Genomic DNA, 16,333 nt, shown 5'->3' on the forward strand with positions numbered 1-16,333 from the left:
CACCCTCCAATATCTCCTATTATACCCGTCACCTCCCATCAAAAACCGTCCTGACATGCTAAACTGAAGTACTTGAATGAAAGCGAGGGAACAATCATGACAGAACCGACACGTTGCCCGTGGTGCGGCACCGACCCGTTATACGTTCGTTATCACGATGAGGAATGGGGCAAAGCCGTCCATGACGATCAAAAGCACTTTGAATGTTTGACCCTTGAAAGTGCCCAGGCTGGCCTCAGTTGGATCACTATTTTACGAAAGCGCGACAATTACCGGGACGCCTATGCCGACTTCGACGTCGCAGCGGTCGCCTTGTTCGACGAAACGGATATGGAACGGTTGCTGAACAATCCCGGTATCGTCCGGAACCGCCGCAAAATTGAAGCGTCAATCAATAATGCCAAGCGTTTCATCGAGATACAACAAGAATTCGGGACGTTCGATGCCTATATTTGGTCGTTCGTCGACGGTGAGACAATCAATTCTAGCTGGACCTCGATTGATGAAGTTCCGGCAGCGACCGAACTGTCGCATCAGATCAGCAAGGAGTTGAAACGACGTGGATTCAAATTTTTAGGGCCGACGACCGTTTATGCTCATCTACAGGCGACGGGCCTTGTCAATGATCATCTTGCTTCGTGCTTCGCTAAATAATTTGATTATTTGGTCAATCGTTCAATAAAAATCGTGCACTTGTTTCAGTTTTGTGGCAAAATTTCGTCATGGTGTATTCCATAAATAAAGAAAGCGTTTTCATTACGAATGAGGGGGATTTTTATGAACGGGATATTGATATCCATCACCGTTTACATGGCGCTCATGGTATTACTCGGCGTCATCGCCTATCGGCGGACGGAGAGCATCGGCGACTATATGCTTGGAGGACGAGGTCTTGGTCCGGCCGTCGCCGCCTTGTCGGCAGGTGCTTCCGACATGAGTGGATGGCTGTTGATGGGTCTACCGGGTGCGATGTTCGCAACCGGTCTGTCGAGTGGTTGGATCGTCATCGGGTTGACGATCGGTGCGTACTTGAACTGGTTGCTCGTCGCACCGCGGCTTCGGACGTACTCGTATTTATCCGAAGATGCTATCACGATACCAGACTTTTTTGAGAAACGTTTTAAAGATTCACGCGGTACGTTGCGGACGTTCTCCGCAGCCGTGACGCTCGTATTCTTCACACTCTATGCCACGAGCGGGTTCGTGGCCGGCGGTCGGTTATTCAACGCCGTCTTCGGGATCGAGTTCGGGACGGGCGTCTTGATTTTGGCTTCTATCATTATTATTTATACGTTCATCGGCGGCTTCTTGGCCGTCAGTTGGACCGACTTCGTCCAAGGACTCATCATGTTGTTCGCCCTCATCCTCGTCCCGGCTATCGCCATCACGGCAACCGACGGGGTGAGCGCCGCGTTCCAAACGATTGGTGATATCGATGAGGCGCTCCTTGATCCATTGACAGGACAGTCGCTCATCGGCATCGTGTCGTTGTTCGCTTGGGGTCTCGGTTATTTCGGGCAACCGCACATCATCGTCCGCTTTATGGCCATCGAAAAGTTACAGGATATCAAGAAAGCACGACGCATCGGCATCTCATGGATGCTGTTCACCGTCGTCGGCGCGATGGCGACAGGCCTGTTCGGTCTCGCCTATTATACGCAACGCGGTCTTGAGATTGATAATCCTGAAAACATTTTTATCAATCTCTCGGATTTATTATTCGTCGACCTCATCACCGGCGTCTTGCTCGCGGCGTTGCTCGCGGCGATCATGTCGACTATCTCGTCACAGCTCCTCGTCTCATCGAGTGCCGCGACGACAGACTTCTATCAGAAGTTTTTCCGGAAAGATGCCGGCGACCGTGAGCTCGTCATGGTCGGCCGGATTACCGTCATCCTCGTCTCGTTAATCTCGATCTGGCTCGCGTTCGGGGCGGACGATACCATCTTGAACTTGGTCGGTTACGCCTGGGCCGGCTTCGGCTCGTCGTTCGGGCCACTCATCTTGTTCAGCCTGTTCTGGAAACGGACGACGCGTCAAGGGGCGCTCGCTGGTATGCTTGTCGGGGCATTTATCGTCATCGTCTGGAAAAACTTTGCCGCCGACTGGTTCGGGACCGTCGGTGAGCTATACGAGATGATTCCAGCGTTCTTCTTGTCGAGCCTCGCCATTTATGTCGTCAGTTTGATGACACCACCACCGAGCTCGAGGATCACGAACGAGTTCGAAGAAATGGAACACATCTTGAAGACAGAACGCATTTAACAATCAGAGTGCCATGCTACTATAGCCTGGCACTTTTTTCTTGTGCCCTGACAAGGAGATTCTACTTTCATGGCGAATGGATTGTGTAGGACCGCTTGAGCCAGTTTGAACCACATGAAAGGAAGTGACTCGTCCATTGAAACGAGTAATCCCATATAAACAAGTCATGTTGACCTTGCCCCTCCTCTTCTTGTTCGGCTGTACGACCCCTGACGTCGAGACGTCGTCTACGAAGCAAACCGAGACCCCGGCACCAGAGACCGAGGCGGAGGAGCCGGCACCTGTTCCAGAAGAGCCAGAACCAGTCGTGACGACGACGTCGCTCTATGCGATTGGCGATATCTTGTTACACGACAGCGTGTATAATGCCGCCAAGCGCAGAGAGGGCTATGATTTCACCACCGCCTTCGAACCAATCGCTCCGATTTTGACCGAGGCCGATATCGCTATCGCCAATCAAGAAAGCATGATCGGCGGAAGTGAGATCGGGTTGTCGAGTTACCCGGCCTTCAACAGTCCATATGAGGTCGGTGATGCGCTCCAAGCTGCAGGCGTCGACTTGGTGACGACCGCAAACAACCATACGCTCGACCGGGGCATCACGGCCATCGAGAATTCGATTGCCCACTGGAACGAGATTGGCATGCCGTACACGGGTTCGTTCCTATCCGAAGCGGACAAGGCTGAAATTCGGACGTTAACGAAGAACGATATCTCATTCGCGTTTCTCGCCTATACGTATGGGACGAACGGTGTCGTTCCGAAACAACCGTATCACGTCAATTATATTGACCTCGAAGCGATGACCCCTGACATCGAAGCGGCTGAGCAAGCGGCCGATATCACGGTCGTATCGCTTCATTTCGGGAACGAGTACGAGACGGTTCCGAACGAAGCGCAACAGACGCTCGTCCAACAACTGTCTGACCTCGGAGTCGACCTGATCATCGGCCACCATCCTCACGTCCTCCAACCGCTCGCTTGGATAGATGGCGCCGAGGGCAACCGGACGTTCGTCGCGTACTCGCTCGGCAACTTCCTATCCGGTCAACAAGGGGACGACCGGAATACGGGCGGCATCGTCGGCATCGATGTCGTCAAGACGGTCGATGCGGATGAGACGACGTTCGAACTCGCCAACCCGATGTTCTATCCGACGTTCACTCGCCGATCGAGTGCCAACGGTCCGTTTGAGGTCGTCCCGTTACAAACCGCCAAGCCGGAGCTGTTCGAGGCCACGAGCCAACATATGACACAGTGGATGCCCGAGCTCGAAATCGTCCAATGAAGGATCACTTTCACAAGTGATTCTTTTTTTTCGTAAAAAGGTTGCTTTACTGCGAATCATACGTTAAAGTAAGTCGTATATTTATAAATACAGATGAATAATTATGTATAAGGGGTGTAAGGAAATGAAACAAAAACTCGTATTAGCTTATTCAGGTGGTCTTGACACATCGGTCGCAATTAAATGGTTGGATGAACAAGGATATGATGTCATCGCCTGCTGTTTAAACGTCGGTGAAGGGAAAGACCTAGAGCGCATTCAACAGAAAGCGCTCAAAGTCGGGGCCGTCAAATCGGTCGTCATCGATGCGGTCGATGAGTTCGTCAACGATTTTGCCCGGTATTCGATGCAGGCGCATACGATGTATGAAGGCGTATATCCACTCGTCTCTGCCTTATCGCGCCCGCTCATCTCGAAGAAGCTAGTCGAGGTCGCACAAGCAGAAGGCGCTGTCGCCGTCGCCCACGGATGCACAGGGAAAGGGAATGACCAAGTCCGGTTCGAAGTGTCCATTCACGCGCTCGACCCGTCGCTTGAAATCATCGCACCGGTCCGGGAATGGAAATGGTCACGGGAAGAAGAAATCGCCTATGCGGCCGAACATGGCATCCCAATCCCAATCGTGCAAGAAGAGCCGTTCTCGATCGACCAAAACATTTGGGGGCGTGCCGTCGAATGCGGCATCCTTGAGGATCCTTGGGCCGCTCCACCAGCGAGCGCCTATGAATTGACGGCACAGCTCGAAGACACACCGAATGAACCGACGTATGTCGAAATTGAATTCAACGCCGGGATCCCGGTCGCCATCAACGGACAAGCAGCGACATTCACAGCAATCCTCGAGCAACTTAACATCGTCGCCGGTGCCCATGGCATCGGGAAAATCGACCATATCGAGAACCGGGTCGTCGGCATCAAATCACGGGAAGTATATGAAGCACCTGGCGCGATGACACTTATCACGGCACACCAAGCGCTCGAGGCGCTCACCCTCGTCCGTGAAGTCGCCCATTTCAAACCGATCGTCGAACAGAAGTTGACAGAGACGATCTATAACGGCCTCTGGTACTCACCATTGACGAAAGCACTCCTCGCCTTCATCGATGAGACGCAACAGACGGTGACCGGTACGGTCCGGATGAAACTGTTCAAAGGGCAAGCCATCGTCGACGGACGGAAATCGCCGATCTCGCTCTATGACGAACACCTCGCGACGTACACGTCAGCTGACACGTTCGACCAACAAGCAGCCGTCGGTTTCATCAAACTTTGGGGTCTACCGACAAAAGTTCAAGCGGAAGTGCTCGCGGAGAAAGGAACGATGGTGCATGAGTAAACTATGGGGCGGCCGGTTCGAACAGACGGCGAGTGAATGGGTCGACGAGTTCGGCGCCTCGATTCATTTCGACGCCCAGCTCGTGTTAGAAGATATCGAAGGGAGCATCGCCCACGTGACGATGCTCGGGGAGCAACACATTTTGACGGCTGACGAAGTCACGCAAATCGTTGCCGGCTTGAACACGCTAGCCAATAAGGCGAAAGCGGACGACTTGACGTTCAACGTCTTCCATGAAGACATCCATATGAACCTCGAGGCGCTCTTGCATGAAGAGATTGGTCCGGTGGCGGGCAAGATGCATACGGCCCGCAGCCGGAACGACCAAGTCGCGACGGATATGCATCTGTATTTGAAACGCCGCGTCCTCGAGACGATTGACGGAATCGAATCCGTACAGAAAGCACTCTATGACCACGCCGCTCAAAACGTCGAGTCGGTCATGCCGGGCTATACCCACTTGCAACGGGCCCAGCCGGTCTCACTCGCCCATCACTTGCTCGCGTACTTCTGGATGCTCGAGCGTGACAAAGAGCGCTTCAGTGACAGCTTGAAGCGCATCGATATGAGCCCACTCGGAGCGGGTGCCCTCGCCGGGACGACGTTCCCGATCGACCGCCACCGTTCGGCCGAGCTGCTCGGCTTCGACCAAGTCTATCCGAACAGCTTGGACGCCGTCAGCGACCGTGATTTCATTCTAGAGTTTTTGTCGAACGCATCGCTGCTCATGATGCATTTGTCTCGTTTCTGTGAGGAGTTAATTCTGTGGAGTAGCGAAGAGTATCGTTTTATCACGATTTCCGACGTGTTCTCGACCGGTTCGAGCATGATGCCACAGAAGAAAAACCCAGACATGGCCGAACTCGTCCGCGGAAAGTCCGGACGCGTCGTCGGCAATCTGATGGGGCTTTTGACGATTATGAAAGGACTCCCACTCGCCTATAACAAAGATTTGCAAGAAGACAAGGAAGGGATGTTCGATACCGTCAAAACGGTACAGGGTAGCCTCAGCATCATGGCCGGTATGATTCAAGACATAACGTTCCACACGGATACGATGAAGCAAGCAACCGAGCGTGATTTCTCGAACGCCACCGAACTCGCCGACTATTTGACAGCGAAAGGGATGCCGTTCCGTGAGGCCCATGAAGTGACAGGGACGCTCGTCCGGTATTGTATCGACCAACGTCTGTATTTATTAGAATTACCGATCGAGATGTACCAAGCCCACTCTGAGTTGATTGAAGCGGATGTGTACGAAGCACTCTCGCCGATGACGGCGGTCAAACGTCGCAACAGTTATGGTGGGACAGGCTTTGATGCGGTCCGTACCCAACTGAAGGAAGCAAAAAAGAACCTACCGACGCATGCATAAACGATGAGGACCCGGTCTTTTTACGACCAGGTCCTCATTTTTGCTTGTCATATAGAATTAATGATGTTAACCTATTATCAGTTAACGTTAACAGAAAAGGGGTTTACATAATGAAAATTCACGATTTAACACAAATCGCCATCGGTGCCGCCCTACTCGCAAGCATCGGCTCCATCGCCATCCCGATCGGTCCCGTTCCGATCACCCTGCAAATGCTCGGCATCATGACGGTCGCTTCCGTCCTCGGAGCCAAAAAAGGTGGGCTCGCCGTCGTCGTTTACTTACTGCTCGGTTTGATCGGTCTACCCGTCTTAAGTGGTTCGGGCGGGCTCGCCCCGTTCGTCGGTCCGACGGTTGGTTACTTGATCGCCTTCCCGATCGCTGCCTTTTTGATCGGTTGGTTGTCGGAACGCCATCGTTCGTTCCCCGCTCTCGTCGCTTATAACATCCTGATCGGCCTCGGCTTCGTCTATGTGGTCGGCAGTCTCGGCCTCCAAGCCGTGTTCGCTATGTCGTTCACTGATGCATTAAAAGTGAATATCCCATTCATCCTCGGCGACCTGATTAAAGCGGTCCTAGCCGCGGCCATCGCCTATAAAGTCTCGACGAACCCGCAAATGCGCAGAACCCTCGCCTCATGAACGTTCAAACGTTTCATCGGAATGGAGAGGTGGAACGTGTATAGTATGGAAGGGGGTGTCCTGATGAGCGATTCAACGTTTAAAAAGCGCTTGATGAAAGCGACCCATATCCATCGCTCCCCGAAAGGACAGCGTCGCGGGAAAGACGAGCCGCAACGTGAAAAACGTGACACTGAGGCGTTTGAACAACGGCTTCGTGAAGCGAAGAGCAAAGTCGGAGAGATTCAAGAGAACATTGACCATATCGCCAGACGTTAAGACCCTGTCCTCGGACAGGGTTTTTTTTGCGCGTTTCAGCATGCGTTATACCGATGGTGATGTTTATATGAAGGATATACTCCCCCTATAAGAAAGACCCCCGTCTGTAGACGAGGGTCGATGATCACTTCGAACGCGGTCGGATAAATAGCGCGACGATAAACGAAAGCGCGAGGACGACGAGCAGTCCGAGCGAGATATCGTTGAAGCCGAGCAAGTTAAGTCCTACGCTGATGGCGACAGCAACATAGAAGCCACCGAGCGCCTTTTTGACGAGTTGCGAACTGAACCGTTGCAACTGCTTCGCCCCGATCGGCGAGCCAATCATCGCCCCTGCGATGAGCGCGAGACCATGCCAATAGTTCGCATCGGCCCCGGCGACGGCATAGTTGATCACGCCTGAGACGACGATAAGGAACGCCGCGGCGATACTCGTCCCGACGGCTCGTTTCATCTCGGTGTTGAGCAGTTTGACTTGAAGCGGTGTCAACACAAATCCGCCGCTGACACCCATGAGTGACGAGATGAACCCGCCGAACAACCCGATAAAACCGAGGCGTGGGACCGACTCCGAGCCGACACTTCCTTCTTCATGTTGCTTCGACCGGAAGAACGAGACGGCAAAGTACGTCAGTAGCGCGATGTAGGCGAGCGAGATGACCGGCTTCGCACCGTCGAGCGTCTCAAGGTAGAACACGAGCGGCGTCGCCACCCACGTCCCGACGACACCGAAGGCGCCGATCATGAGGGCATGTTTCGGATTGACGTTCTTTAATTTAAGATGGGAGATCGTACCGGCCGTCGTCGACCCGAGTGTGAGCATCAGACTGAGCGCGATGGCCGCACTTGCCTCATACCCGAAGACGAGCAGCAGTGGCGTGAGTAAAATCCCGCCCCCGATCCCGAAGAAACCGCTCAAAATCCCGATCAGCGTCCCGAGCAAGAGAAACGATAATAATGCTGTAACGTCCATGAGCAAACCTTCTTTCTTTCCTTTTCATAACCAATCATAACAAAAAGAGACACAGTCTGCGCCTCTGATGTAGATTATGGATACAAGTCTTCGTCTTGCAAGTAGCCAATGAAGGCATCTTGCAGCTCCATGTCTGTGTCAGTCCCGTCAAGCATTACCGTCGCTTCGATGTCTGAATCCGTCAATGGTGACGTCCCATCAATCGCGCCGAACACATGAGACACCGTGTCCACCATGACGACTTCAATAATATGCATCATCAACCCTTGTTGCTCTGCATTCATCTGTTGATACATGTGAATCGCTTGACTGTACAAGTCAACCTCTGAAGATGAGATTTCTTCTTCGTACATTTCCTTATACATGTGAAGACCTTCCTGTACGACAGTCTCGTACACAGCCTTCACGAATTGATCCGCCTTTTCACTCATCTATAAAATCCCCTTTGTTCCATCTTGAATATCGAGGCACGTAGTCCTTTCACAAGTCCATCATGCTTCAGTAATCACTTTTTTAACAAAACCCCTTCGTCCTGCTTACCGTCAATTTCGAACAGACACTGCTGTTACTCGACATCCCAGAAACGTCGCCACAAATCGAACGTGAGTTGAACAAATTCTTTAAAGAGTTTAATATCCTAAAACAACCTTAAAAAGCAGTTAGGTTTCCAATGTATCGAGATTATTTCACCGCAAGTTTAGTATCCTTCTAAACTTATTCACTTCCAGTTCTCTAACGTCCAGCCTTCTGAGACTCGCTCGACTAATAGCGGATAACTCCATATACCCCAAGGAGATAACTGAATTTGTTCTTCTGTTAACTCATAGACTACATCGTTATACCAAGTGACATAATCTACGAGGTGCCAACCAATAAGATTCCCCTCGTCATCTGTTATCTCTGTTCTAAATTTTTGAGGGATTTTAAAATCTGGAGGTATGTCATAGTTCGAAATGGCTTCAATGATTTTGTGTCTTATAGCCGGTTTGAGTGGGCAATGTAATAAATACGCTTCTTTCCCCGCGACTATTTCTTTAAGGTTTTCTGGAGGTTTTCCATATACGCCGGGTAATATTCTTACCAACTCGCCTATCGTTTTATCTTCATGAACATATTGAAGATAAGCCTCTCCGTTAGGTGTGTTAATCTTGAACACATCACCGATTTTTATTCTTGTCATTCTGATCACTTCCTAACTCTCGTATGTACAGTGAATCTTGTCGGAATCAGTTTCATCAAAAAAAATTCAAGATTCAAATCAAGCTCCATCAATGTACCATGAGGATTCCATGTCTCACAGACAAACCGAAAGAGCTGTATCCATTTCTCTCGCTCTTTAAGAAACTGCCGTTTACTCAAGACAATATCGAACCGTGCGCTGCCTGGCAAAATACCGCCTTATAGATTGACTTTTTTTCTTTGTCAATCTGTCCATGAAGCTGTAATCATCGCCCAATCTTTCAAGCCACATCTTACAAAACAAATCTTCTGAGAAAAGTTGATTGATTGGTTAAAAAACTGAGTTTCGAAACCGAAACATCAAACCGTTTCAAACAATCTAAAGAGTCTGTCGCATAATGTCTTTCAGCAATATCAGTCTCAAAAACGAACTTTGAACTAATGGTCTCCATATCGATTACTCCTGTTCACATAGCTGGAAATTCAACACCTTGGAATCAATCAACTGAACTGTCTCATTAACATTGAATATGGATGATTAAGTTGGTTCTTCAAACAAGTGCGCTTTATCGATTCCATTCTCCATGAGCTTGTACAGTAAAACCCAATTCCTCAATCATCTCGCCATCCGTTCAATTATGGCAAAAACGGCGGCGGCAATATTTCAGTCATCTCTTGCTCCAACTGTCTATAGAACTGTTCCATCTCCTCTTTCAAGAAGAAGAATGCGTCCACCCGCTTCGGTCCAGTTCTCGCCCAAAATGTCCATTTATACAATTCGTCCGCCTTCCGTTCAATCCTCAAGACGAAATAAGGTTCAATCGGATCGAGTAAATACTTGTCCGTGGTACCATCTAACAATTTTCTCATATGAAACAAAAGATCTTCGAACTCCGATTTGAGGAGCAACGAACCATAAAATTTGAAGATGAATAGCTGTTCTACCTCGATCGTGAACAAGGAAGCGATAAACACGTCTTCCCCTGTTTCTGAATACTTTCTTGGGAACAGTTCAATCGTTACGTCCTCATGTTTAATCTGCGCCATATGCCTACTCCAATCGGTTGCACTTTACTGATCGTCGCCGAGCCGATGACCCTTCTCACGACAAGAGTCCAGGTTTCCCCAGACTCTTCGTTTACAACACGCGCTCTAAAAACTCGAATACGGTCTGTCGATATTCGGTTTGGAACGAGCGATGCGACTGCACGTGCCCGTCATTCTCGGTCACCCACAGCTCGACATCTTCCCCGGCCGCGGCCAATTGCTCGCTCTCGCTCACAGGGATCGCATCGTCCCCTTCACTATGAATCAGTAACACCGGTGCCTCAATCTGAGCGATATCGTCAATCGGGCGAACTAAGTCGGCGTCGAGCCCCGTGAACCACGGGGTCACCGTCATGATGACCGGTGTGAACGGTACGTTCGGCAAATCGCTCCATATCGGCAGATTCGTCTCGAGATAGCCGCGAAGATCGCTGAACGGACTGTCGGCGATGACGGCCGCAACGTCCGTGTCGTCAGCCGTCGCGAGTGCCGTCGCCGCTCCCATCGAGATGCCATATAAGACGATTGGTCCATCCGTCCGCTTATTTGCAAAAGCGATGGCTGCTTGGAGGTCGGACTGTTCTTTCGCCCCGACCGTCACACGATCGCCTTCCGAGATGCCTGACGCCCGAAAGTCAAACGTCAAAAACTGATAGCCTTGCTCATGGAACTCCGGGATCAATTCTTTCAGCGGCAAATCAGACTGCTCTCTGTTCTTCCCGTACCCATGTGCGAACACGACCGTCGCGCGCGGTGTCGGATGCGGAATCCACCAACCGTATAAATCCTGTCCATCTTCGGCTTCGATTGTGACATTCTCATATTTGACGCCTAACGACTTCGGTGTATACGTCAACGTCTCGCGTTCGGGCGACGTCAATTGATCACCGATGTGGGCTGAGATGCCCACGACGGCGAGAAACGCGACGAGCAGTACTACTCCGACCGCCATCCCTACATATTTGACCCAACGATTCATCGAACTGCCCCTCTCCATTGTTCACTTGCTTTCGGTTGATTCATCGGAGCCAACTCCGTAATGCAATCAACGCGTGTTGCACAGGTTCCCACGTCTTAGACGGAATGACATAACACGTCGCATCCGCAATGTGGAACGTCGTCACATCGGCACGCCTGACGATATTCTCACCGATCGGACCGAACGGGTCACTGTTGACGTCGATATGCTCGAACGTCTTCCACACTCGTCGACCATTCTCCACCAACGCACATTCGAACGGCTTCATCGGTCCGTCAATCCCGTATTCCGCATAATGCCATAACGTCGTCGCATCGAGCGGGGAACCGAGGTGTACAACTTTTGCATCGCGCTCGATCAAGCGCTCAATCGGTGACCCTGGCCCGAAACCGTTGTCGATTGTGTGCCCGGCCACAATCTGCTCGGCGTTCCGACCCCAAGCGGCGACCGACCACATCGGGTGATCGCTCCGGAACACGTCCGGATACGTTCGGAACAGTTCTGGCACCCGTCCCATTCCTCGAGTCGCTGTCTTCGTCTTGTCATACGCTGGCATCTCGTCACGGATCGTCTGCCACCATTCACTCGGGACCGGCGGAGCTTCCCATTCGGCGGGATTTGAATTATCTCCGCTCTGGGTCGCCATCATGATGAGCCCGTCCGCTCCGACCGCTTCTTGGAGTGCTTCAATGACCGTCTGGGCACCACCGCACACCCAACCAAGTTTTGAAAGTGACGTGTGGACGAACAGTGCGTCCCCTCGTCGAATGCCCGCCTCTTTCAGGTGGGCCATTAACGTTGTTTTCGTTTCCATATGTTTCATCGGTCTCACTCCACGATGAGCTGGATCGTTGACCCGCTCCTTGATTTCTTGACTTCAATCCGGGCATCGACCCGGTCTTTCAATTCTTGGACGTGACTGATGACCCCGACGAGCCGGCCGCTCGATTGGAGCGACATGAGCAATTCGATCGCTTGATCGAGCGATTCGGCGTCGAGTGTCCCAAAGCCTTCATCGATCAGCATCGTCTCGAGACTGACCCCGCCACTTAGTTGTTGAACGACTTCTGCGAGTCCGAGGGCGAGTGACAGGGAGGCCTTGAATCCTTCTCCACCCGACAAGTTTTGGACCCGACGCGATTGACCCGTATAGGCGTCAAAGACTAACAATTCGAGACCAGACTTGGCATTTCCTTTCGCTGTCTCGATTTTTCGTTCCAACTGGAACTGCCCGCTCGTCATTTGATCGAGGTGTATATTGGCCGCATGTAAAATTTGATCGAAAAACGCCGTCTGCACGTATGTCTCGAACGTCAATTTTTGTGGGTTGAGCCCCCGTCCGGTGTCGGCAATCAATTTGACCGTCTCTAAATTCCGTTGATCCTGATCCGTTTTCTCCCGAAGTACGTTCCATTCGGCGACGATGTGACGATGACGCTTCAACTGCCCGTCCGCCGTCATGAGTTGTTCGGACAGTGCTTCGAACGAACGGACCTCCTCGTGCAACCGCTCCTGGAGCCGTTCGAGGTCTGGTCGCGGACGATCCCCGATTTTCTCGTTCAACGCCTTGACGGCGTGTTCGAGACGGACACCTTCCTCAAGTTCTGACGCTTGGCGCTCACGCAGTTCGGGAAGTTGCTCGACGCGCGCACGATACTCCTTGAACACAGTTTCAGTCAATTCAAGCTTCTCGAGAGCCGCATCCAGTTCGGTCGTCGCTTCGGATAGACGAGTCTGCTCGAACTCGAGTTGTTCACCGAGGAGACGGAGCCGTTCCGCTTCCCCCCACTTCAATCGGTTCAATTCTTCGAGCCGGCGTTCATACACGGCCACCTTCTGTTCGATGTGGGCGAGTCGCGTCGTAAGTTGGCTCCGTTCGGTCTGCAACGTCTCTAGCGTCGTCCCATCCGGTTGACGCATCGACTGAAGCTGCTCTTGAACGTGTTGGAGTTGTTCAAACAGTTTCTGCCGCTCATCTGCTTGCGTACGCTTCGCCGTCTCAAGTTGTTTCAATTCGCTCGTGGTCGCGCGTAGGAGACGCTCGTTCCGTTGTCGCGCATCGGCCTCTTGACGCAACTGTCGGACACGGGCGTCTTGGTGTTGCAGCGCAGTGATGGCCTGACCGTCGAGCTTTAACTCGAGCCGCGCGAGATCGCGTTCGCGGGTCAACTCATCGAGTTGACGTTTGAGCGACCGATAATCCGCCCGTGCTTCATGTAGTTCAGCCTCAATCCGTTTCAACGTCTCGACGGCCGAGCGGTGACCGGCTTGGTCGACGGACGTCTCCGTTCGCTCGACGTGTCCATGGGTCAACGAACCGCAAACCGGACAAGGCTCCCCTGTCTCAAGCTGCTCGCGTAGCATGTCGGCCATGCGCGCATGCTCAGCCTCGACGAATTGTTCGACCCGTTCCGTCTGGGCGGTGAATTGTCGTTGGACTTCCTTCCCGTTGCGTTCACAATCACCGAGCCGTTCCGTGACCTCTTCCACTTTCGCCTCGAGACGAGCCTGATGCTGGAGCTGACTATAGAGTCGTTCGGCTTCAACGAGTTGTTCTGGTGCCGGTGCTTGCTCGAGCTTAGCCGCGAGTTCAATCTCGGTCGCTTGGAGCTGCTTCAGACGCGCTTCTTCTAAAAACTGGCTGAGCGGTTCTACCTGTCGCTTCAAGTCGTCCCGACGTCTCGTGGCACGGTGCCATTCATCGACGTATGGCAACATCTCGTCAATCGCGTTGACACGACTTGTGGCTTGTTCTGCCTCTTGGCGCATGGCCGTGATCGTCTCGGCCTCGGCCTTTAACCCCTCCAACTGTTTCAAGTAACCTTCGTCCCGTTGCTGCGAGGCATCGCGTTCACGGGTCAACCGTTCGATGTCATGACGCACCGTTTCGGTACGTTGATAGAGCGGATTGACGCTCGACACTTGTTCGAGTCGTTGGATGAGTGCCTGTCGTTCTTTGCGGGCTGTTGCCGCTTCTCGGAACGTCTCGAGTGCCCTGGCGCGTATGTCCCGCTCCTCAATCAACTCGGCGAGCGTGGTCGCCTGATTCACGTCTCGGCGCAACGCCTCGAGTCGTTCCTCTCCAGCCCGGCGCTGTTCTTGTAGCGAGTCCCTTGACGCTAAGAGCCGCTCCTCGCGGGCATCGAGCCACGTCACGATTTCAGGCAAGTTACGGGTGGATATGTCCTCAACGGCATCATCTTCAAGTTCCAACAGTTTTAAGCGCGTCGTCTCGACCGCCCATTCGACTTGTTTGCGATATTTGCCGTAGCGTTCGATCCAGTCTTCTTGAAAGGTGCGGTACGCCTCCGTCTTGAAAATCGATTGCAAAATCTGTTGCTTCTTCGTCGAATCGGAATCAAGAAGCTGGCGGAACTGGTTTTGCGGCAGCAACAAGATTTGACTGAACTGTTCATAGCTCAGCTGGAGCAACGATTCAATCGTCTGCTCGACGTCGTTCACTTTCGTCGCCATCGGTTTCCATGCGTCTTTCCATTCATAGAGCACCGCCTCATGAGGAATCGGCGTCTTGTTTTTCGGGTGCGGTTGTTGCGGCTGGCGGACGACTCGATATCGTTCGTCGCGAATCGTGAACGAGAAATCGATCTCGGTCTTTCGATTCGGGTCTGCGTACTGACTTCTGAAATCGCTGGCGTTCCGGAGTGTCCCGCTCGCCCGACCATAGAGCGCGAACGTCATCGCGTCAAAAATCGTCGTCTTGCCGGCGCCGGTCCGGCCGCTGATCACGAACATCGAACGTCCCTCGAGCTGCGTAAAATCGATTTGTTCCGTCTCGGCGTAAGGACCGAAGGCGGTAATGGTCAATTGTTCCGGTCTCAAATCGACTCCTCCCCTTCTAAGAAACGTTGAACCGTCGCATCGGCTTCACGCCCGTGGACGGCTTTAAAAAAGTCCATATATACATCTTCGACCGATTGCCGCTCGAGTTTCTCCCGTTCGAACCGGGACGTCTCGTCTTGACGACGCAACAACTCAAGTTCGAGATGCAAGATGTTCGGGTAGACAGTCCGTAATTTCGCCATCGGGTCGAATAACGCACGTTCATCGGTCAAGATGATTTTCAAATAGTCGTCTACGGCCTCATCTTGATAAAACAATGGGTCGAGTAGCTCGTTCAGCGTCCCCGTCAAGATGCGCAAGTCTCGTCGCGCTTTGAGCGGGCGCCGACGGCGTATCCATATCCCGTCCCATTCGATGACGTCGACCGATTTCACATGGGTCGCCTCGGAGAACGAATATTTCATGAGCGACCCGCTGTATGCGATGCGGTCGTCGCGGATGGCGTCGCGGTTATGTAGGTGTCCGAGCGCCGTATAGCCGAACGGGTCATACAATCCTTTGGCGACTTGCCCGGCCGTCCCGACGGACAGTTGCCGTTCGGAGTCGGTCTCGAGTCCGCCGGCGACGAAGCTGTGCCCGACGGCAACGGATTTTGGGTCAATCGCCCCGTACGACTCGACGACCGCGGCGAGCGCGTCATGATGGGTACGAATCGACTCGTCGCCAAACGCATAACGGATACGCGCCGGCTCAAGGAACGGCATCAAATAAAATGGGATGTCGTTCACGATAATCGGCCCTGTGCCCGGGTCAACCTTCCCGACGATATGGAGACCGACTTTCGTCAACAGTTTTGAGCTATATTGGAGACGTTCGGCCGAATCATGATTGCCAGCGATGGCGAGCACGGGGATGCCCCGCTCGAGCACGAGCGCGCGCCACATCTCATCGAGCAGATCGACGGCCTCGACGGGTGGCACGGCCCGGTCATATAAATCACCGGCGACGACGATGGCATCAGGCTTCTCCTCGTCGACGATGTGTAAGAATGACTCAAATAATATATGTTGTTGTTCTTCTGTCATGTGGCGGCCGTGGACGATTTTTCCTAAATGCCAGTCGGCCGTATGTATCCATTTCATGCGACTTCACCTCTGATTCCATTCTATCATTATTCCATGCTACGATTCG

At 52.4% G+C, this 16,333-nt stretch carries 15 protein-coding genes; 7 read left to right on the forward strand and 8 right to left on the reverse strand.

The features are described 5' to 3' along the window. Positions 1 to 96 precede the first annotated feature (96 nt). From EVJ33_RS05560 to EVJ33_RS05590, 7 genes are all read left to right on the forward strand, one after another. Positions 97 to 654: a DNA-3-methyladenine glycosylase I gene (locus EVJ33_RS05560; protein WP_131435187.1), complete on the forward strand. Its 558-nt coding sequence runs from the start codon at positions 97 to 99 to the stop codon at positions 652 to 654. A gap of 123 nt (positions 655 to 777) precedes the next feature. Beyond that, positions 778 to 2,265, forward strand: coding sequence for a sodium/proline symporter PutP (gene putP, locus EVJ33_RS05565; RefSeq protein WP_131435189.1), 1,488 nt, complete (start codon positions 778 to 780; stop codon positions 2,263 to 2,265). Positions 2,266 to 2,401: 136 nt separating this feature from the next. Continuing rightward, entirely contained in the window at positions 2,402 to 3,553 is a 1,152-nt protein-coding gene (locus EVJ33_RS05570; protein WP_236634545.1) for a CapA family protein, read from the forward strand. 124 nt (positions 3,554 to 3,677) lie between these two features. Beyond that, a complete protein-coding gene (locus tag EVJ33_RS05575; protein ID WP_131435191.1) occupies positions 3,678 to 4,889 on the forward strand; it encodes an argininosuccinate synthase in 1,212 nt (403 codons plus the stop codon). After that, positions 4,882 to 6,264 carry an argininosuccinate lyase gene (gene argH / locus EVJ33_RS05580; protein WP_131435193.1) on the forward strand — a complete coding sequence of 461 codons (1,383 nt, stop codon included), beginning with the start codon at positions 4,882 to 4,884 and terminating at the stop codon, positions 6,262 to 6,264. The genes EVJ33_RS05575 and argH overlap by 8 nt, the downstream gene beginning before the upstream one ends. A gap of 110 nt (positions 6,265 to 6,374) precedes the next feature. Further along, on the forward strand, positions 6,375 to 6,905 hold the full coding sequence (locus tag EVJ33_RS05585) for a biotin transporter BioY (RefSeq protein ID WP_131435195.1): 531 nt from the start codon (positions 6,375 to 6,377) through the stop codon (positions 6,903 to 6,905). 63 nt (positions 6,906 to 6,968) lie between these two features. After that, complete coding sequence (locus tag EVJ33_RS05590) at positions 6,969 to 7,163, forward strand: hypothetical protein (protein WP_131435197.1); 195 nt, start codon at positions 6,969 to 6,971, stop codon at positions 7,161 to 7,163. Positions 7,164 to 7,287: 124 nt separating this feature from the next. Here EVJ33_RS05590 and EVJ33_RS05595 read toward each other — a convergent pair whose 3' ends face one another. From EVJ33_RS05595 to EVJ33_RS05630, 8 genes are all read right to left on the reverse strand, one after another. Further along, the gene (locus tag EVJ33_RS05595; RefSeq protein ID WP_131435199.1) at positions 7,288 to 8,136 is read right to left on the reverse strand and encodes a sulfite exporter TauE/SafE family protein; all 849 of its coding nucleotides are present in this window, start codon (positions 8,134 to 8,136) and stop codon (positions 7,288 to 7,290) included. Between the two features lie 74 nt (positions 8,137 to 8,210). Beyond that, the gene (locus EVJ33_RS05600; RefSeq protein ID WP_131435201.1) at positions 8,211 to 8,567 is read right to left on the reverse strand and encodes a transposase; all 357 of its coding nucleotides are present in this window, start codon (positions 8,565 to 8,567) and stop codon (positions 8,211 to 8,213) included. Between the two features lie 287 nt (positions 8,568 to 8,854). Beyond that, the gene (locus EVJ33_RS05605) at positions 8,855 to 9,316 is read right to left on the reverse strand and encodes a hypothetical protein (RefSeq protein WP_131435203.1); all 462 of its coding nucleotides are present in this window, start codon (positions 9,314 to 9,316) and stop codon (positions 8,855 to 8,857) included. Between the two features lie 635 nt (positions 9,317 to 9,951). After that, positions 9,952 to 10,362, reverse strand: a complete 411-nt coding sequence (locus tag EVJ33_RS05610) for a hypothetical protein (protein WP_131435205.1) — start codon at positions 10,360 to 10,362, stop codon at positions 9,952 to 9,954. Between the two features lie 91 nt (positions 10,363 to 10,453). Further along, positions 10,454 to 11,341 carry an alpha/beta hydrolase gene (locus EVJ33_RS05615; RefSeq protein ID WP_131435207.1) on the reverse strand — a complete coding sequence of 296 codons (888 nt, stop codon included), beginning with the start codon at positions 11,339 to 11,341 and terminating at the stop codon, positions 10,454 to 10,456. Between the two features lie 40 nt (positions 11,342 to 11,381). Next, on the reverse strand, positions 11,382 to 12,164 hold the full coding sequence (locus EVJ33_RS05620; protein ID WP_131435209.1) for an AAC(3) family N-acetyltransferase: 783 nt from the start codon (positions 12,162 to 12,164) through the stop codon (positions 11,382 to 11,384). Positions 12,165 to 12,169: 5 nt separating this feature from the next. After that, positions 12,170 to 15,181 carry an SbcC/MukB-like Walker B domain-containing protein gene (locus EVJ33_RS05625; protein WP_131435211.1) on the reverse strand — a complete coding sequence of 1,004 codons (3,012 nt, stop codon included), beginning with the start codon at positions 15,179 to 15,181 and terminating at the stop codon, positions 12,170 to 12,172. After that, on the reverse strand, positions 15,178 to 16,284 hold the full coding sequence (locus EVJ33_RS05630) for an exonuclease SbcCD subunit D (protein WP_131435213.1): 1,107 nt from the start codon (positions 16,282 to 16,284) through the stop codon (positions 15,178 to 15,180). The genes EVJ33_RS05625 and EVJ33_RS05630 overlap by 4 nt, the downstream gene beginning before the upstream one ends. Between the last annotated feature and the right edge of the window lie 49 nt (positions 16,285 to 16,333).

The organism is Exiguobacterium sp. SL-10 (genome assembly GCF_004337025.1).
Taxonomy (GTDB): Bacteria; Bacillota; Bacilli; order Exiguobacteriales; family Exiguobacteriaceae; genus Exiguobacterium.